Origin of the sequence: Hyalangium gracile (assembly GCF_020103725.1) — a bacterium.
In the GTDB taxonomy this organism is placed as follows: Bacteria; Myxococcota; Myxococcia; order Myxococcales; family Myxococcaceae; genus Hyalangium; species Hyalangium gracile.
In genome coordinates this window covers 238,091-261,562 of the sequence record NZ_JAHXBG010000002.1, presented here as the reverse complement: position 1 = coordinate 261,562, position 23,472 = coordinate 238,091, and the positions used below count along the sequence as shown (strand labels likewise).

The window sequence follows — 23,472 nt, the reverse complement described above, 5'->3', positions numbered from 1 at the left end:
GCCTTTCCTGTAGGAAAGACAGGACAACGTCCCAGGTGTTGCGTTGGGTGCACTACCCTGAGAGGCTGAAACGCACCCATGGCCCGCATCGCCCGACTCCGTGACGACCTCATCAACAAGATCGCCGCCGGCGAGGTGGTCGAGCGTCCCGCCTCCGTGGTGAAGGAGCTGGTGGAGAACGCGCTCGACGCGGGGGCGCGCACGGTGCAGGTGGCGCTGGAGGGTGGGGGGCTGCAGCGCATCGTCATCTCGGACGACGGGCACGGGATGGGGCGCGAGGACGCGGTGCTGTGTCTGGAGCGTCACGCCACCAGCAAGCTTCGAGAACTGGACGATCTGCACAACCTGGTCAGCAAGGGCTTCCGGGGCGAGGCGCTGCCGGCCATCGCCGCCGTGTCGCGCTTTTCCCTGCACACCGCCGAGCCGGGGGCCGAGGTGGGCACCCGGGTGACTGTGGAGGGTGGGGCGCCGCCGCAGGTGGAGGACGCGCCGCCGCGAGTGGGCACGGTGATGACGGTGGAGGACCTCTTCTACAACACGCCCGCGCGGCTCAAGTTCATGCGCCGGGGCGAGACGGAGCTCAAGCACGTGGAGGAGGCGGTCATCCGGATCGCCCTGCCGCACCCGGAGGTGTCCTTCCTCGTGGAGCACGGAGGGCTGCCGCTCTTCACGAGCCCCGCCTGCCCGGACGATCCCACCGAGCGGATCGCCGCGGCGCTGGGGGCGGACGTGCACCCCCACCTGTTCCCCGTGGAGGAGCGGCGGCTGGGCGTCACCGTCACAGGCTTCGTGGCCTCGCCCGAGTACACCCTGCCCACCGCGCGTGGCATCTACACCTTCGTCAACCACCGCTACGTGAGGGACCGGGGCCTCATCTCCTCCATCCAGCGCGCCTACCAGGAGTACCTGCCGTCCGGGCGCCAGCCGCTGGTGGTGCTCTTCCTGGACGTGGATCCGCACACGGTGGACGTGAACGTGCATCCGCAGAAGCTCGAGGTCCGCTTCTCGGACTCGCGCGGCGTGTACGACGCGGTGCTGGCCGCCATCGTGCGCACGCTCCGGGCCGCGCCGTGGCTGGGCCCCGCGCCGCAGGAGGCCGATCCGAAGCGCCAGGCCGCGCACTACGCCCAGGCCGTGGAGCGCTTCCTCACCCGGGCGCAGGAGGCCACCTGGGGCGCTCCGCTGCCGCTGCCCACCGCCGCGGATGCGCCCGCCACCGCCGGAACACCGCCGCCCCCGGTGCCCATGGGCCGGGCCCCCGCCTTCGGCCAGGCCCTGCCGATGCTCAACGAGGCGCCTCCGCCTGGCTACTTCGCCGCCCTCAAGCCCATGGGGCTGCTCGGCGATCGCTTCCAGGTGTGCGAGGGCTCGGGGGGCACGCTCGTGGTGCTGGACCGGCACGCGGCCCTGGAGCGCGCGCGGCTGATGGACTTCCACCACCTGCTGGAGGAGGGGAAGGGCCCGGCCCCCTCGCTCTTCGGCACCACGGTGGATCTGCCGCTGCCGGTGGCCAAGGCGCTGATGAACGGGCGGGACGCGCTGGCCCGGCTGGCGATCGACGTGGAGCCCTTCGGCGGGACGAGCTTCGCGCTCAAGTCGGTGCCTCCGGGCCTGGAGGGCGTCGATCCCCGGGCGCTGCTGGAGTCGCTCTCCCATGCGCTGCCGCCGCCCGGCACGGCGCTGGACGCGGTGGGGCTGGCCGAGGCGCTCCGGGTGATGGCCTGCCATGCCGCCCAGGCCTCGGCGGACAAGCTCACGGACGCGCAGCTCCGGGCGCTGCTGGGCGAGCTGGACGCGGCCGACTTCCACCCCACGTGCCGGCACGGCACGGTGGTGGTGCTGGAGATGCCCCTGCTGGAGCTGGAGCGGCGCGCGCGCTGAGCCGGTGGGGCGGGGCTCGCGGACGGAAAATTGACGGCCCCAGGGTCGCTGTTACGGTGCGCCACAACCCTGTAGCACCGCGCCGGAAGAGTCCGTGATGCGCCCGAGCCTCCTGCTCACCCTGATCGCCACCTTCACCGCCGTCACGGCCTCTGCCCAGGATGGCGCCCCGGCGCTCGATGGCGTGGGCCGCATCTCCATCCAGGGAGGGTGGCGGCTCGTCACCAACTCCACCTTCTACGACCGTTACTACTCGCAGCGTCCGGAGCTGGAGCGCGGGCCGGGCTCGCACGGAGGTCCGCTGGTCGCGGGCACGTTCGCCTACGGCATGTCGGAGCTGGTGGAGCTCGGCATCGACCTGTTCGTCACGGGCGAGCGGCTCCGGCTCACGGACAAGCCTCGGCTGACGACGGGGGCCTACGGCGCGCTGCTGGGGCTGCGCTTCCGGGGGTGGCTGGACATCGGCCCGGACGGGGTGGTGCCCTTCCTGGGCCTGCTCACCGGTCCGCTGCTGGCGGTGGCCGCCTTCGAAGGGCAGCCCGCGCGAGAGACGTTCTCGCAGGCCTGGGCAGGGACCGTGGGAGCGACCTTCCGCCTGAACCCCACCTGGGGCATCAGCGCCGAGTACCGCATCGTGTTCGCCCGAGGCGCGGTGGGGCAGCAGGCGGAGAATCTCGGCTCGTTCAACGCCGGGGGAAGCTGGTTCTCCCTGGGGGTGAACTACACGTTTCCGAGGGATGCGGGCCCGTCCTCACGGGTTCCCTTCTGATACACGGGCGCTCGTTCCCCTGGTCGCTCCTGAACGGCGGGCGGAAATGAGTGGGTACCGGGACCCTGTTCCCGGTGCCGAAAGTCGTCGAACCGTCCAGGGGAAACTTTACGATGCGCGAGCCGGCCGATGTTGTTTCCGGGCCTACCAGGAAGATGTCCATGGCAGCAGCTGCTGAATCCACCAAGCCAGAAGTCGACAAGGAGCTCACGGAGATCCGCAAGGAGGTGATCGAGGCACGCAACCTCGTCATCAAGACGGACAACCTCCTGAAGAACCTCCACGCCGAGGTGAAGGCGGTGGGCAAGCGCCACGAGGACTTCCAGCGCCGTCAGTGGATCTCCTCGGGCGTGGCCTACGCCCTGTTCGCCGTGCTGGCCGTGGGCGGCGCCGTGATGACCACCCGCGCGAGCACCTCCACCGCGGACGCCGAGCGCGAGCGGCTGGAGAAGTCGGTGGCGGACGTCACCTCGCAGTTGGAGAAGCAGCGCGCGGAGCTGGCCGCCAACCAGAACGCGCAGCGCGCGGCCGCGGACGTGTACAAGCTGATGACCACGCTGCCGGGCGACGAGCGGCTCAAGGGCATCGACGCGCTGGTGAAGCTGGACACCTCGCGGCTGTCGGCGCTGGAGCGCCAGGCGCTCACCGACCGCGCGGCGCTGCTGCGCAAGGAGATCGGTGACTCGGCCTTCGAGCGTGGCAAGGCCGCCTTCCGGCGCAACGACATGAAGGCCGCGGCGGATGATCTGTCGCGCTTCATGGCGATGAACCCCAGCGAGGCCGATGCGCTGGACGCGTCCTTCTTCCTGGGCGCGGCGTACAACAGCATCAACCAGCACGAGAAGGCGGTGCCGCTGCTGGCCCGCTTCGTCGAGGGCGACAAGAAGTCCAAGACGCGTGACTACGCGATGGTGCTGCTGTCCCAGTCCTACCAGGAGACCAACCAGCTGGATCGCGCGCTGGCGACGATCCGCGAGGCGCTGGCGAACTATCCCGCCAGCCAGTACATCGGCGCGATGAAGGCGCGGCTGAACTCGGCCAAGCGTCAGGCCGGTGAGCTGCCGGCGGCGGCTCCTGGCGCCGCGGCTCCGGCTCCGGCCGCAGCGGCTCCGGCCACCGCGGCTCCGGCCCCGGCGGCTCCGGCTCCGGCCGCGCCCACGCCGGCTCCGGCTCAGTAGTCGTCAGTAGCAGAACTTCCGCGCGGGTGAGGGACACGTTCCCCACCCGCGTTTTCTTTTGGGGCGTTCTACCCGGGCATGGGCATGCGGGACTGGCCGGCCTGGAGGCCCCTGGATCAGGCAGAGGTCCGGCGCCGCCAGTGCCTTGGCCACGGCCTCGCGTTGCCCGGGGTTCAGCAGGCGAGTGCCAGGCCTGGCTGTTCTGCAGCCGGTTGATGGCGTGCTCCTGATTGCGCAGTGGTTCCAGGTCTCCCGCGATGGAGGGCACGAGCAGGCCTCGTGTCGGGAGCGGCCCCTCCTTCTGATGGAGGCGCTCCGCCTGCTTCTCCTGCAACCGGATGATGACTTGGCCCGTGGACGCCTTGTCCCGGAGGGCGTTTGCCCAGAACTGGTGCAGGCGCTTGTAGCCTGCGCCGATGGGGGGCACCTGCTCCACCTCACCGAGAGCGAGGGGATCCGGCTCACGCCGCCGTGGCTTCCGGTGTGGATCCTCTGTCGTTTCGTTCTCTTCCCCCTCGGGTGGTAGGGCGCTGAGTTCCTGGTCGGTGAGGCGGCGATTGCCGGGGACCAGGTAGGGGATGAGGAACGCCAAGCGGTGCTCGTCCACCCACTTCCAGGCTAGGTAGAGCACGTTGATCTGCTGCTTCTGCTCACGCGGATTCCAGAGGAGCGGCGCGGAGATCACCCATTCGTGCTCCCGGGCGTACCGCTCGAGGAAGCCATGGGCCTCCTGGGCCTTCTCGAACCCCGGAGAACTCGAGACAGAGACGTGTGAGCACGCGGTGGGATCATGTCGCCTCCGCCCCTGCCGCCGGTGTCACCCCATGCGCAGCCGTTGCCATTTTGTTCCTCCCCCCTTCATGGATGCGATTTCGACCAAACGACCTCGCCCGCCTGCAATCATTTCCAAAAAAAGTCTGAACCCTCTCAGGGGAACCCGGACTGAAAGCGAAGAGGCTCGCACCGGTCGTCACGCTGGGTGGGAACGTACCCGGCGGGGAAAGCTGAACGATCGTGCTGGGTTGCGACGAACTTGTTAATCTCTGGACTGTCTTTGTGAGCCTACGGAGGGGGCCGTTCATGGAAAGAATTCGGGGCATGCCAGCTCTCGAACTGGGAGCCATCGTGGTGGCTCGGACCCGAAGCGAAGGTCCCGGTAAGGCGGCGGAGGTCAACGAAGAGACAGTCACGATCGAGTACTTCGTCGACGCCAGCGAGTCGGCGCGCGAACGCCAGATCGTGCCTCGCGGTGACGTCAGTCTCCATCGCCTCAGTCCGCAGACGCGCTGCTACTTCCGGTTGGATGAGGACGAACCCTGGCAGATCGGCCGCATCCAGCGCCTGGTCGACGGGGAGTACGAAGTGGATCTTCCCAACGCGGAGTCTCGCTATGTTCCCGAGGGGCAGATCTTCGTCCGCTGCAACAAGCCCATCCTGGATCCCATCGAGATCCTCAAGATGAAGGCGCACGAGACGCCTTTCTTCCACGATCGCCGCCACGCCTTCTTCCGCTCCCTCACGGACCAGCGCGCCGCGGCCCGAGGCATGACGGGCTTGCTCTCTGCCTCCATTGCGCTTGTGCCCCATCAGGTCGAGGTCGTGCGCCGGGTTCTGGAGGATCCCGTTCAGCGCTACCTCCTGGCCGATGAAGTGGGGCTGGGCAAGACCATCGAAGCGGGAGTCATCGTGCGGCAGTTTCTCCTCGATGACCCGCGCGGAAGCGTGCGCCTCTTCGTTCCCCCCATGCTCGTTCCTCAATGGAAGGCGGAGCTGCTCGAGAAGTTCGAGGCCTTCGAGCTGGGAGATGTCGAGGTGCTGGGAACGGATGAGCTCGAGGAGCTCAGGGATGCGCCAATTCCGGGTCTGGTTGTGCTCGATGAGGCCCACCACATCGCCGCGCTAGCCTTCTCCGATCAGGCTTCCGAGCGGGCCCGCTTCGAGTCCTTCCGCCGACTCGCTCATGGCGCGGGACGGCTCCTTCTGCTCTCGGCGACTCCCGCGCTCCACAACGAGCGCAGCTTCCTGGCGATGCTGCATCTGCTCGATCCCCGGCTGTACCGCCTGGAGGACGAGGAGCGCTTCCGCGCACGGGTGGTCAAGCGCCAGCAGGTGGGCCAGTTGCTCCTGTCCCTGCGCGAGGGCGTCCATCCGTTCGTCATCCGGCAGAACCTGAAGACCCTGCGTGTCACGTTCGCGGGAGACGAGAAGCTCGAGGCTCTGGCCTCTGCGCTGGAGAAGACCCTGGATCAACCCGAGCGCGCCCTCCGGGACGCGGCCATTCGCGCGCTCCGTGTCCATGTGAGCGAGACGTACCGCCTCTATCGCCGCATGCTCCGCAACCGCCGTCGCGCCGTTGGAGAGGGGCTTCGTGCGCTTCGCTATGTCGAAGCTGCTTCTTCGGCGCACCGGCCTCTCATCGAGGAGTCCGACAGCGACGAGCGGTGGGGAGAGATCCTGGAGTTGTTGGAGAACTGGCGCAGCCTCGCGCACACGAACCTCGTGGAGGATCCGGCCCAGGAGCCGTCCCTGGTGCGGCTCTTCTGCCTCCTCTGGGAAAGTGCGGGCACGTGCTTCGAAGTCCTGGGGGAGGTGGTTCGAAGCCGCATCGACCGCAAACCCCATCCTCAGCTGAAGCATGACTTCACGACAGAGGACTTCGCGCTGCTCTGCCGTCACCCGCTGATGGAGGGAGAGGAGGAGATCCTTTCCGCGATGATCGAGGTCTCCCAGCGGGAGTCCGAGGAGGGAGACCGATGCGACGAACTGCTGGCCATCATCCGGAAACTGCGCAGGAAAGTAGATGAGCCGGCTCCCAAGGTTCTCGTCTTCACCGCGTACACCCGGGCCTGCCAGATTATCGTCGAGCGGCTGCGCGAGGCACTGGGAGAGGAGGAGGTGGCCTGCCATAAGCTCGGGCTAGCGCCGGACAAGGTGGAGGAGGAGGTCAAACGCTTCCTCGAGGTCGACTCGGACTGTGATGTGCTCGTCTGCGATCGGACAGGGGAGGAGGGCCGGAACTTGCAGATGGCCGACGTCGTCATCCACTTCGATCTGCCGCTGTCTCCCAACCGCATCGAGCAGCGCATCGGACGCGTGGACCGGATTGGTCGCAGCCAGCCGATGCGCTCCCGTGTGTTCGTGGGGCCGGACGTGGAGACGTCCTCGCACTCCGCCTGGTTCTCCATGCTGGACACCGGCTTCGGCGTCTTCCGCCAATCCATCGCCGCGCTGCAGTTCTTCGTCGAGGAGCGGATGCCCGTCATCCGCAAGGCCCTCTTCCACCAGGGGGCGCAGGGGTTGAGTGAACTCATCCCGGACATCACCGCGAAGATCGACCAGGAGCATGCTCGCCTGGCCGAGCAGGACGCGCTCGATGCCATCGAGGCCCTGTCTCGGGACACCACGGGGACGTTCGTCCAGTCATTCAAGGCCTTCGACGCCCAGTCGATGCCCATCGAGCAGGCCATGGATGGCTGGGTGGTCGATGCCCTGCAGTTCGCTCGGTCCGCGCATCCGGACTTCGCCAACGTCCATCAGTACGAGGCCACGCGCCGCACGTTGATCCCCACGGACTACCTGGCCGAGCACATCCTTCCGCTCTTCGAGCAGCATGGGGTACGCCGGGCGACGGCCTATGGCACGCATCACCGAGCGACCGCGGTCGAGATCCCCGGCACCGGGCTCTTCCGGCTCGGAGATCGCTTCGTCGACAGCGTAGCCCGCTACATGCGCTGGGATGACCGGGGGCAGTGCTTCGCCCTGTGGCGTTACCAGCCAGGCTGGGCTCCCTCTTCCCAGGAGGATCGCTTCTTCTTCCGCTTCAACTACCTCGTGGAGGCGGATCTGGGGCCTGCGCTGGAGGTGGGGGCCCGGTGGAAGCTCTTTGATGCTGGCGCTCTGCGCCGATGGGCGGATTCCCTCTATCCCCCCTTCGTGGAGACCATCTTCATGGACGACACTTCGGAGGTGCGCAAGCCCGAGTGGCTGTCCCTTCTCGAGCGGCCCTACCTCAGCCATGACAAAGGTGGAAACGACTGGAACCTCGCCAAGATCCACCTGCGCGACATCGATCAGGTCGTTGATCCCAGCGAATGGCCCCATCTCTGCCAGCGCATGAGGGAGTCCTCCGAGGTCCACCTGCGCATGCGCGACAGCTACATCCAGCGCGCGGAGCAGGTGGAGCGCCGGGCGGAGGCCGAGATGGCGGCCCGCCTGGAGCAACTCCGCCTGCGGCTCTACCGGGAGCAGCAGGATGAACCCGACCGCAAGGAGGCACTCGGGCAGGAGCTGGAAGTGGAAGAGACCATCTCCCAGGCCCTGATGTCGGGCATCCGAAGCCCTTCCATCCGACTCGACTCCGTGGGGTTCATCGTCCTCTCCGGTCGCCGTCTGCAGGATGGATGAATGAAAGAGGCCGTGGTCGATCCATTCGAGCACCTGCGTCGCTACCTGGTCGGAGAGGTCACGGCCTCGCCCAAGGACTTCACGGAGCCCTGTCACCGCAGGCTCGTGTCGGCCGTGGAGGCACTTCGTGGCACAGAAGGTCCTCCCGCAGGAGTTCCTGGGCGCGGTGATCTGGCCGTCCTTGTGAGGCACGTCCTTCGGCGCGAGCAGGAGCGGCAGGGGAGTCAGGTGCGTCAGAGCCTGCTCGTGCCAGCGGCGCCTCCCTGGCTCGAGCCTTCGCAGTGGGAGTCGTTCGGTCTGGATGCCTTCCCCACACGTACGGGCTTCGTTCGGGTGCAGGCCTCGGAGTGGCATCCCTCGTGGCTGCCCGAGACCCAGGACATTGAGAAGGCCGCGTTCGCCGAAACGCCGCGCCGCACGTACGAGCCCGCCCCGGGAGATCCCGTCATCGCCATTGCGAAGCGGTCCTCCTATCGCTCCGTGGCGCAACGGGAGGCCTTGCGATGTGCACTGTCCAGCCCTCCGGATTCCACGCTCGTCGCGGTGTTGCCCACGGGGGCTGGCAAGAGCCTGCTCGCGCAGGTGCCGGCGCTGTGGCTCTCTCAGCCCTCTGGCATCGCCGTGGTGGTCGTCCCCACGACGGCGCTCGGCATCGATCAGGAACGTGCCCTGGGGACCCTGGTGGCCCATCCGACGGCCTACTTCTCGGCCACGGACGCGGAGGCACGCGCACGCAATCAGGGGATCCGCCAGCGTATCCGGCAGGGGACCCAGCGGATGGTCTTCACCTCTCCGGAGAGCCTCCTCGGCTCACTCAGCAGCGCCCTCTATGACGCCGCCAGCGCCGGTCTGCTCCGGCTCCTCGTGGTCGACGAAGCCCACATGATCGAGCAGTGGGGCGAGGAGTTCCGCTCCGCCTTCCAGGAGCTGGCGGGCATCCGGCGGGGCCTGCTGCGGGCCTGCCCGAAGGGCTCGTCGTTTCGGACCCTGCTCCTGACCGCCACCCTCACCGAGTCCTGCCTGGACACGCTGGAGACGCTCTTCAAGGAGCCGGGTGAGTTTGGAATCATCGCAGCGGTGCAACTGCGCCCCGAGCCTTCCTTCCATTTTGCGAGGTGCGCATCGCCTTCCGAGAAGCAGGATCGCATCCTCGAGGCGCTGCGCCACCTGCCCAGGCCCCTCATTCTCTACACCACGGAGGTGGCGGACGCGCAGTCATGGACGAGGCTTCTGCGCGACCAGGGATTCCTGCGCTGCGAGGAGGTCACGGGCCAGACCAGCACCCCCGAGCGTCAGCGAGTTCTCCGGCAATGGCAGGCCGGGGCCACGGACATGGTGGTGGCGACTTCCGCCTTCGGATTGGGGGTGGACAAGGAGGACGTGCGAGCGGTGGTGCACGCCTGTGTCCCAGAGACCGTGGACCGGTACTACCAGGAGGTGGGGCGGGGAGGGCGGGATGGCCGGGCTAGCATCTCGCTCGTCGTCTACACAGGGCAGGATGTCAAGGTAGCTCAGGACATGAGCCAGCACAGGATCATCAGCATCGCGCTGGGGCAGCCGCGCTGGGACTCGATGTTCAAGCAAGCGGAACCGTTGGGGAACGGGCGCTACCGCGTTCCGCTCGATGTGAGCAGGACCCTGCAAGGCGACGGCATCGACATGGCCGAGCGCTCCTACAACGTCCTGTGGAACATCCGCACGCTCACCCTCATGACCCGGGCCGGTTTGCTGAGGCTCTCCTCGGAGGCTCCGCCCCGGTTGGCCCCCGAGGCAGAGGGCTCCCAGGACGCGGAGGCGTGGTACGCCCAGGAGTTCGAGCGATATTCCCGGCGGCGCGTGGTGGAGATCCTCGACGAGGCACACAACCTGCCCGAGACGTGGACCCACGTCATCGAACCCGAGCGTCAGCGCGGCTTCGCCCGGCGTGGCCACGAGCTGATGATGGAGTGCCTGAGAGGGGCCCGCTGCATCGCTGAGATCCTGGCCGAGGTGTATCGGATTCCAGGGCGTCCCCCACGTCAGGCCATCGACGTCGCCCCGGCCTGTGGCGGATGCGCCGCATGCTGGAGAGCAGGCCGCCACCGCACCACGATGCCCGCGCCTCCTCCTCGTTCGCCGTGGCGCCCGAGCCGGACGGTGGAGCCGGGACTTCGTGTCTTGATGGGGGGAGGGGAGATGCTCGTCATCTACTATCAGGGGGCTGCGGAGGATGCCTCCTGGCCTCGACACCGCCGGAGGGCTTTTCGCTGGTTCGTCGGGCAGGGACTCCAGGACCTCGTCGCTCCTCGTGAGGTCCTGGAGGACTACCGTATGGAGTTCGAGCGCGCGCCCCATCTTGTTTTCTTCCACGAGGAGTTGCGGTTTCCCGACTCCGAGCTGCTGGGGCCGCTCCTTGTCTTCCACCCGCGTGAGCGCCCCGTGCCTTCCAGGATGTATGTGCCGGCCCGGACGGCGGAGGGTCTGCCGACCCCTCCCCGGGTGGTCTTCCTCCCTCAGGATGCCGTGGACCCCACCGCTCCCCATCGCAGGTTGAGGGATGTCCTCGATTGTCGCAGCCTCACCTTTGACGAGTTCCGAGTAAGAGTCTCCCTATGAGCGTCTTCAGCATTCCGGACGCGGTGCCGAGCCGGGTTCTGGCCGTCTACCGGTATCTCCTTCGTGCGCGAAAACAACGTGAATCACGCGAGACCCTGGAGCGTGTGCTGATGCCCCAGGGCCTGGCCGACCTCTCCTCCAAGAAAGGGGAGCCGGAGGAGGCCGAAGCAGAGCCACCGGTGCAGGACAGCGCCGCGGCACAGCCCTCTGCGCCGGAGGGAGAGGAGAAGGGTGGACGCGGGATGATCAAGCGCGTGCTGGCGGCGTGTGAGAGCATGCGCTTGCTCGAGAAGGACGGAGACGGCGTGGTCCTCTCTCCCGACTTGCCGAAGGCGGCTCGAGACCCGAAGCATGCCGAGGACCTGGCTCCGCTCACGCTCTGTGATCTCTTCCTGAAGCCCGAGAACCCGATCAACCACGACCTGGCGCGCACCATCGCCTGGTACCTCGATTTCGACCCCCAACGACCGCCAGCGGACTGGAACTTCCTGGATAGGGAACACCGAGAGCAGGTCAGGTCCCTGCACATGAACAACCTGGCTCGCTACGGGCAACTGCGAGAGTGGGGTTGCTACCTGGGCTTCACCTGGACGTTCTCGAGCAAGAAAAGCACCCAGTTCCTCATTCCGGATCCCACCAAGCACCTGCGTCTGCGCCTTCCCCAGCTCTTCCCCAAGCCCCGCGCGTCCCGGGCCTTCACGGAGGTTCTGGCCGACCTGGCCGGACTCTGCGGCATCTTCGAGGAAGGCGTGTTCCGGCGTGAGAATGAGCAGGCGGGCCGCTCGAAGCCGCTGGATGGTCGCACCCTGACCCGGGCCAGCGCCCATGCGTGGCTCCGTCTCCAGGAGGAGGGCGTGGTGGAAATGTCCCACGCGTCCGATGCGGACGCGGTCCAACTGCCAGACGACGATCAGGTGGTGCTCTACTCGCAGGTCCGGTGGCGGGGGGAGGCACGCGGATGAAGCGGTACGACTGCTGGAAGCGGGAGCGCGTGGAGCAGGTAATGGACACCGAGGCGCTTCAGGTGCCTCAGGAGGTCTTCCTCGCCACGCACCATCCCGTGTTGATGACCCGCCAGGACCTGCAGGACGGCACCGCTTCGCGGGCCTACAGCGAGCAGGAACTCCTGAAGGACTTCCTGAGTCCTTCGTCCTTTGCCTTTGTTCCCGTCCTGGGGGACGCGGGCACGGGCAAGTCCCACCTCATTCGGTGGTTACATACCCAGATCCCCGAGACGGAGAAGCGCCGTCCCCTCCTCATTCCCAAGGTGGGAACCAACCTGCGCTCCGTTATCGAGCGGATCGTCGGAGACCTGGAGGGCGAGCGGTTCGACACCTTCCGCAAGCGCCTGCATGAGGAGACGGACTCCCTCACCGAGGGCCGGGCGCGCGAACTGCTGCTCAACAACATCGCTACTGAGATCGGCCCCAACGGGGCTCATGGGATGGTGGGCCTCACGGAGGGGCAGGAGTACTGCGTCCAGACCTTGCCCGCCCTGTTGTACGACCCGGTCTTCCGGAAGCACTTCCTGTCGGATGGCGGCATCATCGATCGGCTGGCGACCCACGTGCTGGGTCGCTCTGATCGGGTGGAGCGCCTGACGGAGCGAAGGAAGTTCACGGAGGCCGATCTCAGCTTCAGGCTGGATGAAGTGAATCAGGCTGGCGCCGCCGCTCGGGAAGTGTACTTCCAGCTCAGCGACCCTAGCGTGCTCCAGGAAGCGGTCCGCTGGCTCAACTTCAACCTGGATGCGTCCATTTCCTCATTGTTGCATCTGCGAGGAGAGGGGCTGCTGAAGCTGATGACCGAGGTGCGCGAAGTCCTCGCGGAGAAGGGCGTCGAGCTCATCCTCCTCATCGAGGATTTCGCCAAGCTCCAGGGAATCGAGCACCAGCTGCTCGAGGCACTCCTGGTCCGCAGCGCTCAGGAAGGCCATCGCCCTCTCTGTGGCATCCGCACGGCCCTGGCGTGTACCAGCGGCTACTTCCGCGACTTCAGGGAGACGGTGAAGCACCGGACGTCCTTCACCGTCAACCTAGACATCGACTCACATGCGACAACGGAGATGGAGCAGAGTGGGGAGATCCAGCAGTTCGTCGCGCGCTACCTCAACGCGTCCCGCGTACCCGCAAACGAGCTCAAGGGTTGGTTCGAAGGCGTGCACCAGGGCAGCGAGCAGGCCGCGAAGCCGCCCAATGCCTGCGAGGAGTGTCCTTTTCAGGAGAAATGCCACCACGCCTTCGGCCAGCGCGATGGCGTTGGGCTCTATCCGTTCAACGCCCTGGCGCTCCAGCGCATGCAGGAGCGCGTCAGCCCGGGACGGTTCGTGCCACGGCTCCTCATCAAGGATGTTCTCAAGCACACCCTGGAGACGTACACCGACGATCTGAAGGCCGGACACTTCCCATCCCCTGCCTTGCGAGCCCACTTCGGCACCGGCAAGGCCGGTCTGCCCATCGCGGTCACCGACAAGATCCACCGGAGGGACCCGAACCACGGCGACAGGCGCGAGGTGCTGCTGGAGTTCTGGTCCTCGAGCCGTGAGCTCGTCGACCTCGATCCGGTCATCCACGAGGCCTTCGATCTTCCGCCGCTGGGTGTGGAGAGAGAGGAACCCGTCGCGATCGCGCCTACGCCTGCTCCTCTCATCCCCACGGGTCCGAAGGCGACCCCGGGCGTTCCGCCTGTGGCCCCGGAATCCCGGCAGGATCCCAAGGACGCGAAGCTCGACGAGCAACTGGAGCAACTCAATGCCTGGCTGAAGGGAGGGACGCTCGCCAGTGCCCTCACGCAGACGCTCCGGGAGCATCTGCACGCCGCCATCACGGGACACCACCTCTGGGATCCGTCCCTGCTCCTCATCAAGCACTTCGTGAGCGAGACTGGTGGGTTTCAGGTCAAGAGCATCAACTTCCATCGGCAGAGCCTCCAGTTTCACTCGACGGCGATATCCCTCCGCATCCCCGAGCACGAGACCGCCGAGGAGTTCCGCGCCACCGCGCTCGCCCTGGAGGGACTGCTTCGCTTCCATCGGCATGGACACTGGGGATTCCCGGGCGGGGCGAGGTACCTCAGGGCCTTCACTTCCCGGCTCGACCGGTGGACCAGTCTCGTGCTCGCGCGCATCCAGGCTCCCACCGAGTCTGAAACTGCCTTCGATCCCGTGCCGGCCGCTGTCGAGCTCCTGACCTTGGGAGCACGGCTGGCCGGGCGCCCCGCCTATACGAAGGCAGGTTCGATCGAGGAGGTGGTGGATGTCCTGTTCTCGGAATGGGCTCCTGCCTCGGAGGCGCGCGGAGCCAGTTGGAAGGCGCTCACGAAGGTGCTCTCCAGCAACCGGCAGAAGCTCCAGCAGATCGTCGTGAGCCGGACCGGGTGCACCAAGGGTGGGCGTCGTGCCGTCCAGATCGTCGATGGCGTGCGGATCGTCGAGCCGCTCGAGCGGCTCTTGAAGGACTGGCGTCCGCACGAAGTCCTCCCGCAAGACCTGAAGGGCATCGAGCTCGAGCCGATCACGAAGGTGCGCCAGAAGGTGGACGAACTCCTCGACAAGGCCCTGGCCGAGGAGCAGGAGCGCCATCTGGACTGGGAGTCTCGGGTGACACAGGTGATCGAGCCATCCACGGATTGGAAGGAACTCCTCGCCGGGTTGCGCACAACCATGACGAAGGCCCGTGACGCGGGCGCCTTCGTGGGGATCAACCTGAATGATCTCGAGGAGGCCATCAAGCGCGTCGAGACGCTGACCCCCAGCGCAGGGACGACGCTGGCCGCCATCGCGCGCCTCCGGGAGCAGAAGAACTCGGACAAACGGATCGTGGATCTCTCGCGCGACCACCACGCGGGAATGTCTTCGATCGAGACCTTCATCGAGCGGGCGCAGCGGTTCCTGAACGCTTCGAGCAACCGAGTGAACTCCGACCTCACCCAACTCCGGACCGAGGGCGGGCAGGAGCTGGAAGTGGCACGTGAGGCCATCACCACGGCGCTGGCCACCATGGAGAAGCTGGCCGAGGAGCTCAAAAGGAGTGAAGGATGAGGATGCAGGAGCAGATCCAGCAGTTGCCCCAGCTGATCGACACGAAGCTCCAGCTCCAGCGGCAGCTCGACCAGCTCAATCGCTTCACGACGCGCCGAGAGCAGATCGAGAAGCTCCAGGTCCGGCTCCAGCAGTTCTCCGCGACGGCCGCGCTGCTGCGCTCCGAGGGCATGTCCACGGTCCCTCCCGGGCTGGCGGAGTCGATCAGCAAGCTGGTGGGAGAGTTCCGGGCCGCCTACATCACGTCGCCCGATCAGGCGCTGGACAAGCCGTTCTCCCAGCTGAAGGACAAGGTGGAGAAGATCCTCGAGCCCCTCGAGCGCGCGCAGGTGGAGGCATGGACGAGCCATGTCGTCGGAAAGCTGCGGGGGTTCTCCGATGAGCTCCTCATCATCCTCCAGAAGATCCCAGCCTTCACCCCTACGGTGAACGCGGTGCGCGGGCGCGTCCTGGCGCTCCAGCAGAGGAACCGGACGCCTCCTCGGAGCGCCGCTGAACTCGAGGCCTTCAAGCAGGCGCTCCAGGACATCGACGCGGAGTGGCGCAAGCTCGGCAGCGACAACGTGCCCAAGGAAGTGGTGAGCTTCCTCCGTGAGGCCGTCTCACAGCAGGGAGCTCCGCTCGATCTGTGGACGGACTCCGTGCGTGCCTGGCTCGTCTCCAACCGGCTCACTTCCACCTTCCGCATCCGCCTAGCCTGACGGGAGCCTTATGACGTTCGAACTGCTCCGCGACTTTCTCGACACCCTGGAACGCGAAGAGGCCCGACAGCTCAGCTGGGGCCTGTGTGATGGCGGCTTCTCCGACGATGAGGTGCGCCAGTTCGCCGCCGACTTTCTCTCCGAGCGCGACGAGCAGGTGGCCGCCGGCCAACTCTGCGAGGAGCTCATCGAGCGAGGACTCCTGTTCGAGTTCCACATCGCGGGGCGCTCCCTGTACCGGACGCGCATGGCCGAGACGACGCGCCTCATGGCGCGCCTGCGGCAGCTCTTCCCGAAGAAGCGGTGGGAGAACGCGCCCACCCTGGTGAGCGACTACCGCTTCGCGTTGCGCCCTCGCCGGTATCCGGCCCGGCACATCCAGCCAGCCGAAGCGCTGAACCGGATGCGGCCGGAGGTCCGTCTCCCGGCTACGGGTTGGCAGGCCTTCGAGGCGCTGCTCAACGCGGGGGGAAAGCCCCTCCATCTCGCGGACTTCCAGCTTCGTGCCACTCAGCGGATGCTCGGTGACCTCGAGGAAAGCCGGCCCCGGGGAATGATCGTCTGCGCGGGCACGGGGACTGGCAAGACCCTGGCCTTCTACCTTCCCGCGCTCTCGTACCTCGCGGGGCTCATTCGCCCCGGGCAGTACTTCACCAAGGCGCTCGCGGTGTACCCGCGGACGGAGTTGCTCAAGGATCAGCTCTCCGAGACCTTCCTGCAGGCTCGCCGCCTGGATGGAGTGCTCCCGGCGGGCCGCAAGCTGATCGTGGCCGCCTTCTCGGGCCTCACTCCGCAACAGGCCTCGGCCGACTCGCTGCGGAGCAACAAAGCCTGGGTGGAGAGGAGTGGGAGCTTCGCCTGCCCCGTCCTGCGATGCCCCGTGTGCGAGGGGGTTCTCCAGTGGAGGAAGGAGGATCTGGCAGCAGGCAGGGAACGTCTGCGCTGCGAATCTCCCGACTGTCCAGGCAAGGTCGAGGAGGACGAGATCGTCCTCACGCGCGACCGGCTGGTGCACGTGCCGCCGGACATCCTCTTCACCACTACCGAGATGCTCAACCGTCAGCTGAGCAGTTCTCAGTTCGGTCATCTCTTCGGTCTGGGGACCTCGTATCGTCCCCGCATCGTCCTGCTGGACGAGGTGCACACATACCACGGCGTCCATGGCGCGCAGGTCGCGCACGTCCTGCGGCGCTATCGCCATGCGCTGGGCAGTCCGCTTCACTTCACGGGACTGTCGGCCACGCTGCGGGATGCCACGGACTTCTTCTCCCGGCTCGTGGGTCTGCCCCCTTCCTCCGTGGAGGAGATCTCTCCCAGCGGCCCGATGGTGGAGGAGGGCATGGAGTACCAGCTGGCGCTCCGGGGCGATCCCGCCTCAGGCACGAGCCTCCTGTCCACGAGCATCCAGACGGCCATGCTGCTGCGGCGGACGCTGGATCCCCAGAACGGGCTCAGCGAGGGCGCCTATGGCAAGCGAGTGTATTGCTTCACCGACGACCTGGACGTGACCAACCGGCTCTACCACGACCTGCGCAGCGCCGAGGGTTATGGGCCCTTTGGACGTCACATCAAGGAGCCGCTGGCCGCCCTCCGCGTGCCTCCAGAGAGCCCGAACTTCTCGCAGTTCCAGGCCGGGCAGGCGTGGGTCCTGCCCCAGGAACTGGGGCACGATCTCAAGCATCCGCTCCAGATCAGCCGTACCTCCTCGCAGGACGTGGGCGTCGACCGTGACAGCGACGTGGTGGTGGCCACGGCCTCGTTGGAGGTGGGCTACAACGATCCCGAGGTCGGCGCGGTGATGCAGCACAAGGCCCCGCGCGACGTGGCCTCGTTTCTCCAGCGCAAGGGGCGCGCCGGGCGCCGGCGGACGATGCGCCCGTGGACGGTGGTGGTGTTGTCCGACTACGGCCGGGATCGGCTGGCCTACCAGGGGTACGATCAACTCTTCGATCCCCAACTGGAAGGGCGTTCGCTGCCCACGCTCAACAGGCACGTGTTGCGGATGCAAGCCACGTACGCGCTGATGGACTGGGTGGCGACGAAGCTGCCCGCGAACGCGGGCAGGGGCAGTGTCTGGTACGACTTCACCAAGCCAGCCTCGGACAGGTACCTCCCGGCGGTTCAGCGGCAGCAGTTGGAGGCCCGGCTCCTGGAGGAGTTACTGACCGAGGAAGGACTTCGACGAGAGCTCGAGTCCTACCTCTCCAAGGCCCTGCAGATTCCGCCAGAAGAGGTGATCGCCGTCCTGTGGGAGCCACCACGAGCGCTGCTGGCCTCGGTCGTTCCCACCATGCTCCGGCGGCTGCGCTCGAAGTGGGCTCGCCTCCAGGTTCAGGCAGGGGAGGGGAGCCAGGATCTCCAGGCGCGCAACGCCCCGTTGCCCGACTTCGTCCCCGAGAACCTCTTCAGTGACCTCAACCTGCCCGAGGTCACCATCATCAACCCGCCGGAGACCAGCCGCGACGAGGAGGGCAAGGACGTCATGCCCATCGTCCAGGCCATGCGGGTGCTGACTCCTGGCAATGTCACCCGTCGATTCGCCATCAGCCGCGGGGACATCAAACACTGGATCCCCCCGCCCAACCTGGTGGACGAGAACCAGGACATGCCCGTTACGTCCTGGTGCGCGGAGTTCGAGGAGGCGGGGATCTTCCAGATGATCCAGGACGGGAAGGTGGTGCCCGTCCGGTGCATCCGCCCCTGGGTTCTGAAGACCCAGGTGACGGAGCGGGCCGTCCAGGCCAGCTCGCGAGGTACGCTGGAGTGGCGCAGCCAGATCTTCTCCGAGGACGACGGGGTGGCCATCCGGCCTCCCGCGGGGACTCCCTGGGCGCGCCTCTTCGAGGACGTGCGCTACTTCACCCACAACCTCGACTCACGCATCCACGTCCGCCGGTTCGCGATTGGCTGCGAGGCGGAGCTCAAGGTTCAGTACGAGGAGCGGTGCCTCTCCCTCCGGTTTTGCGAGTCACCCGGTGGACCTCCCGCAGCAGTGGGTTTCGTCAAGGACGTGGATGGCATCCGCTTCCGTTTTCGGATGCCGGAGAACCTGCGCATGGAGGCGGGAGCCGGCAGCGAGCGCAAGCTCCGAGCCTTCCGCTCCGCGTACTTCCGCCACCGAGTCCAGCAGGACGAGCTGCTGGGCTCCCTGGCCAATACCTTCCAGCTGGACTGGCTGGGTCAGGTGTACCTGGCGGCGCTGGTGACACAGGCCTCTGGCGCCCAGTCGACGTTGAAGGAAGCCGCGGCTGAACTGCGCGAGGCGGAGCTGGACGAAGAGCTCTCCTCCGTCCTCGACGTGATCTTCCAGGTGGTCGACGTGGAAGCGCAGGAGGACGCCGAGCCAGCGGGCAAGGCCCGTGTCCACAAGAACATCGAGGAACTCTGCCGCAACCCCGAGGTCCAGGCCCGGCTCCACGAGCTGGCGCGCAGCCTCTGGGAGCCTCCCGATGGCGGGTGGCACCGGTGGGCCCAGGAGCGCTTCTGCGCCACCCTGGGAGGGGCCCTGCTGGAGGCCTGTCAACGCCTCTGCCCTCAGTTCGATGCGGGGGATCTCACGCTCGATCTCGACCCGGGGCCCTCTCCGCAAGGGGCGCTTCCCTCGGAGGAGTGGCGGGAGATCTGGATCACCGAGGACTCCATGGGAGGGGGCGGCATCGTCGAGGAGATCCTCCGGCGCACGGCGGAGGATCCACGCCTGTTCTATCTCCTCGCGGAGAGCGCGCTGGCGCCGTCGGACTTCGAGCTGGTGGACTCGGAGCTCACCCGCTTGCTGAAGCTGCTGGAGACAGAGCAGGAACTCTCCGACGCGCTCGCCGAGGTCCGCGGTGCCTATGGGATGCGCAGCCTATCCCGGGCCGCGGAGCACCTGCGCGCAGTCATGGCATCACGGGGACTGCTCACCTCGCACTCCGTCATCTGCGCCCTCCACGCCCGGGTGCTCCGTCCCGGTAGCAGCCAGGAGACGGATGAGGTGCTCCGCGTGCTCCTGCGCTTATGGGAGCAGGAGGAGGCCCGTTTGGGCATCGAGATCGAGGCGCGTCCCTTTGCCTTCGTGGCCAGTCAGGACGAGGCGCTTGCGGCGGGATTCACCAGCGTGGGGCAGGGGATGCATGAGGAGGCGTCCTGGCGCTACCAGGCCATCTACGGCCTGCTGTGGCCTCGGGGGAGCATCATTCGGGCCCGGGCGCTGTCGTCCTACAACCCGTTCGCCAGCCTTCCCGAGGCGGATCGGGAGATTGTCCTGGATTGCATCGGGCCCACGGAGCGGACGATCGAGCTCTCCAGTCAGGACTGGCGGAATCAGGTGCAGACGACGCTCGCGGAGGGAGGCTCGGTGAGGCTGGTAGCGGCCGAGGCTGAGCGCGATGCGCTCAAGAGCGCACTTCTCCAACTGGTGGCCGATCCCATCGAGGTGGGGTTCCTCCATCTCTTCCCGCGAGTCGAAGCCGTGGTACGTGAACTCACGGGCTTCTCCGTGAAGCTGCGCTGCCCGGAGGTCATCCCTTGATGTTGCGCGAAGCCCGTCACCTGTCCACCTCGGCGAGGGCTCCCAATGTCCCCGCGTTGCTCCAGGCCCTCTTCGCCTCGGAGCTCGTGTCGCCCAGCCGGTGCATCTGGTTGGTGTCCCCGTGGATCTCCGACATCGCCGTCCTGGAGAACCGCGCCTATTCCTTCTTCACCCTGGCGCCAGAGTGGGGCACTGCACCCATCCGCCTCTCCGCCGTGCTGCGCCGGCTCCTGGAGAGCGGGACGACCCTCCACATCGCCACGCGGCCCGATTCCCGGAATGAGGCCTTCCTGGATGTCATGCGCGCGGGCAATCACCCGCGCCTGAAGCTACACGAGCAGAAGGCCCTGCACGAGAAGGGGCTTCTCGGGGATGGGTATTACCTGAGCGGCTCGATGAACTTCACCTACAGCGGGATCACCCTCAACGAGGAGTTCATCCACTTCTTCACCGCGCAGGATGTGGTGGCCGAGAAGCGGGTGCTGCTCGCGGAGCGTTGGGGAGCGGAGCTGCCATGAGCTTGGACATTCCCTCGTTCCTCCAGCGCTTCTTCGGCGCCGGCAATGACTTCTCCCTGGGAGAGATCGAGAAGGGAGGGAACACCCCCGCAGGCAAGCTTCGCCCGTGGGTGGAGCGGCTGCGCACCCACTCGCCTCAGCGGACCGTGCTGCCCTACTGGCGGAAGGGCCAGAAGATCGATTGGTATGGAATGGCGTTCACCGACGCGGAACTCCGGATCCTCGGTGAGGAACTCACCGCGTTCATCGGCCCGAGCTACTCGGACTTTCGTGGGCTGCCCGCCGTGCTGGACGAGTCCCATCCCATCGAGCGCGCCGTGCGCGAGCTCACGGGAGGGCGGGCCTTTCACTTCCGCGGGCGGAATTCCAGTGGGGACAAGGACATCTTCAATGGGCTGACCCTGCTGCGCACCAGCTGGGAGTACCGCAAGGGGCGTGCCCGGGCGCTCCCCCGAGCCACCAGCGCCGTCCTTCGGGATCTCTACCTGGCGATCCAGGCGGGGCACCGCGCCTCCGCCGAGGAGCATCTGCGCTTCCTTCAGGAAAACTTTCGGCTGGACGCGCTGAACCTCTTGTTCCTCCGGGTGCAGATCCTCTCCGCGCTTGCCAGCCCCGAGGAGCTCCTGCGCCTGCCGGATCTGGGGAGCCTGCTGCAGGTTCGTCGGCCGCTGCCCGTCACCTGGGCCCTCATGACGGCCGTCTACCAGCAGGAACTCGCCCCGCTGGAGGCCGCGGGTGATGCGGTCCGGGCGGTGGCGCGTTTCCGGGAGGAAGTCCTCCCCGTCTACGGCAACCTCTATGAGAAGCGGGCGGGCGCTCTCCGGCCGGAGATCGTCAAAAGCTTCATGCTGCTCGCGGTGGCTCAGGAGCGGCCCGCACTGCGCGACGAATTGCTGTCGCTGCCTCTGCCTCCATCCGAGAAGACCTTCCTCCTCCAGATCGCGGCGCTCTTGCCGGCCGCCGCGCCAGCTCCGGCGGCCAACCCGCTGGAAGGAGCACGTCAAGCGGCCTTGCTGGCGGACTTCGATCGAGCTTTCTCCCTCTCACGTCAGGCCAGCCCTTCGCTCGAGCGGACACGGCTCCTGTTCGAGTGCGCGTACGAGCTGGGCACCCTCGAGGCCGAGCATGAGGCGGATCGTGCCTTCCATGCGCTCGCTCCCGGCGAACAGGAGACGCTCCTGCGCTCCCGCAGCAACCGGGACTTCTATGCGGCCATTGCCGGAAGAGCGACCGCTCGCGTTCAGGGAAGTGCGATCCCCACGGACTGGATCGAATGGCTTCGGCGCCTCCGCGAGGATGCCCGATGGGAACGAGCGCAGGAGACGGCGCGGCAGGGCGCATTCGAGTGGTCCATCGAGGCACTGCTCTCTCCGCAACCGCGCACGGAGGAGCTGGCCCTGCTCATCCAGGAAGTGGGCATGGGGGATGCCTTCCAGGATGCACTTCCCCATCTGCTTGCTTTCTTCCAGCGGGACGAGGCGTTTCCCCGGGCCGAGTTTCGGGGTGTCTACCTCCGGCTCGTCGAGGCGCTCGTCTATGGCACCCAGGGTGGCGTGGATGCCGTGCGGATCTTCAATGAGCTGGCCGAGGCACTTCTCCGCATCGGCCTGCGCTCCGAGCTCTACTCGGAACTGGTCGGTCAGGCCGAGGAACTCTGGAAGAGCTGGTGCTCCCCCGTCCTGCTGGATGGGATGATCGACTTCCTGGATCTGTTGATGGTCTACCCGTGCTCGGGCGAAACAGTGCGCCAGCGCATGCTCGGTACCCTCACGAGCCAGTTGGGGAAGATCCGCGAGCGGGTCGATGCGTCGCAGTGGCATCTGCTGCGGAAGCTGAGCATCGAATTGTCCATGTCGGGCCTGCTCGGCTCCCAGGAGGGCGGCGCTTCAGCCTCCGAGGCGCTGAAGGGGCTTCAAGAAGACGCCAAGGCCTTGGCGAACAAGAAGGTCGTCATCTACACGCTGACCGAGGCGGCGGGCCGGCGTGTCCGCGACGTTCTGGAGGAGACGTTTCCCAAGGTTCAGGTCCAGCTCAGTCACGACAAGGTGGGCAACGATCGGCTCAAGCAACTGGCGCGGGACTCGGACCTTTTCGTCATGGTGACGGCCAGTGCCAAGCACGCGGCGACGCTTTTCATCGAGAGTCACAGGCCCAAGGACCGGCCGTTGCTGCGGCCGAGCGGCAAGGGGAGCGCGAGCGCGCTGCGGGTCATTTTTGATTACCTGAAGTCCACGATTTCGGTGAATCCCTGAGCGGGATTGATGCCTGGACGGCCGTTTGCCCTTTGTTCACCTGTCCACGAGGAGCACGGCATCCAGGGATCGGTGATGATACGCATCTGTCATGCCGCTCCCTCGGGTGGAACCTGAAACAAGCCGCGCGAGCTTGGTTTCGGGGCTCGCGTCAGGGGGAAATGGATGCCTGGAGTTACCCCGATGCGCCGGCGGCACGGCCCGCCACCTTCGAGCGCGAACAGAAGGACGACGAAACCTCGGGAGCCAGCAGCAGATCGGCAGTCCTATGCAGTCGAAGTCGCAGGGGCTACGCCCCTGCGCCCCGTTGCTCCTCGGCCAGTGCTGCCCCAAGCGCAGCTGTGTCCGCAGAGCGTTGGGGTACGTGTTGCCGCAAGACGACAAGGACGAACCAACGCAGGTGCTTGACCCGGGGTGCCGCTTCACAGAAGGGTCCGGTGTTGTTGCAGTTCGCCGTTGCGGCAGGTGCAGCAGGCACCACTTCGGCTTGTCTGGCCGCGCGAGCAACCTACGGAGAGCAAGGAAAGGAGGGCAGCCACTCCGACGGCTCTGATCCGGGCTTGCCCGCTAGAACCGTTACCTTCTGCATGGAACATGCGTTGGGCTCCTTGCGCAGGAGGCTACC

The 23,472-nt window shown here is 66.8% G+C and carries 11 protein-coding genes; all 11 read left to right on the top strand.

The features are described from left to right. The first annotated feature begins 78 nt into the window (after positions 1-78). The 11 genes from mutL (at position 79) to dpdD (ending at position 22,847) form a co-directional block, all read left to right on the top strand. Complete coding sequence (gene mutL, locus KY572_RS04590) at positions 79-1,881, top strand: DNA mismatch repair endonuclease MutL (RefSeq protein WP_224240933.1); 1,803 nt, start codon at positions 79-81, stop codon at positions 1,879-1,881. A 97-nt stretch (positions 1,882-1,978) separates the two neighbouring features. Then, complete coding sequence (locus KY572_RS04585) at positions 1,979-2,650, top strand: hypothetical protein (protein ID WP_224240932.1); 672 nt, start codon at positions 1,979-1,981, stop codon at positions 2,648-2,650. Between the two features lie 161 nt (positions 2,651-2,811). Beyond that, positions 2,812-3,828 carry a tetratricopeptide repeat protein gene (locus KY572_RS04580; protein WP_224240931.1) on the top strand — a complete coding sequence of 339 codons (1,017 nt, stop codon included), beginning with the start codon at positions 2,812-2,814 and terminating at the stop codon, positions 3,826-3,828. 1,098 nt (positions 3,829-4,926) lie between these two features. Continuing rightward, on the top strand, positions 4,927-8,232 hold the full coding sequence (gene dpdE / locus KY572_RS04575) for a protein DpdE (protein WP_224240930.1): 3,306 nt from the start codon (positions 4,927-4,929) through the stop codon (positions 8,230-8,232). Continuing rightward, a complete protein-coding gene (dpdF, locus tag KY572_RS04570) occupies positions 8,233-10,827 on the top strand; it encodes a protein DpdF (protein ID WP_224240929.1) in 2,595 nt (864 codons plus the stop codon). Further along, on the top strand, positions 10,824-11,789 hold the full coding sequence (locus KY572_RS04565) for a hypothetical protein (RefSeq protein WP_224240928.1): 966 nt from the start codon (positions 10,824-10,826) through the stop codon (positions 11,787-11,789). Before dpdF ends, KY572_RS04565 begins: the two co-directional genes overlap by 4 nt. Next, complete coding sequence (gene dpdH, locus KY572_RS04560; RefSeq protein ID WP_224240927.1) at positions 11,786-14,866, top strand: protein DpdH; 3,081 nt, start codon at positions 11,786-11,788, stop codon at positions 14,864-14,866. Before KY572_RS04565 ends, dpdH begins: the two co-directional genes overlap by 4 nt. Beyond that, complete coding sequence (locus KY572_RS04555; RefSeq protein ID WP_224240926.1) at positions 14,863-15,567, top strand: hypothetical protein; 705 nt, start codon at positions 14,863-14,865, stop codon at positions 15,565-15,567. Before dpdH ends, KY572_RS04555 begins: the two co-directional genes overlap by 4 nt. A gap of 10 nt (positions 15,568-15,577) precedes the next feature. After that, on the top strand, positions 15,578-20,077 hold the full coding sequence (gene dpdJ / locus KY572_RS04550) for a protein DpdJ (protein ID WP_224240925.1): 4,500 nt from the start codon (positions 15,578-15,580) through the stop codon (positions 20,075-20,077). Further along, positions 20,077-20,595 carry a phospholipase D-like domain-containing protein DpdK gene (dpdK, locus tag KY572_RS04545; RefSeq protein WP_263451403.1) on the top strand — a complete coding sequence of 173 codons (519 nt, stop codon included), beginning with the start codon at positions 20,077-20,079 and terminating at the stop codon, positions 20,593-20,595. Before dpdJ ends, dpdK begins: the two co-directional genes overlap by 1 nt. Then, positions 20,592-22,847, top strand: a complete 2,256-nt coding sequence (gene dpdD, locus KY572_RS04540) for a protein DpdD (RefSeq protein ID WP_224240923.1) — start codon at positions 20,592-20,594, stop codon at positions 22,845-22,847. The genes dpdK and dpdD overlap by 4 nt, the downstream gene beginning before the upstream one ends. Positions 22,848-23,472 lie beyond the last annotated feature (625 nt).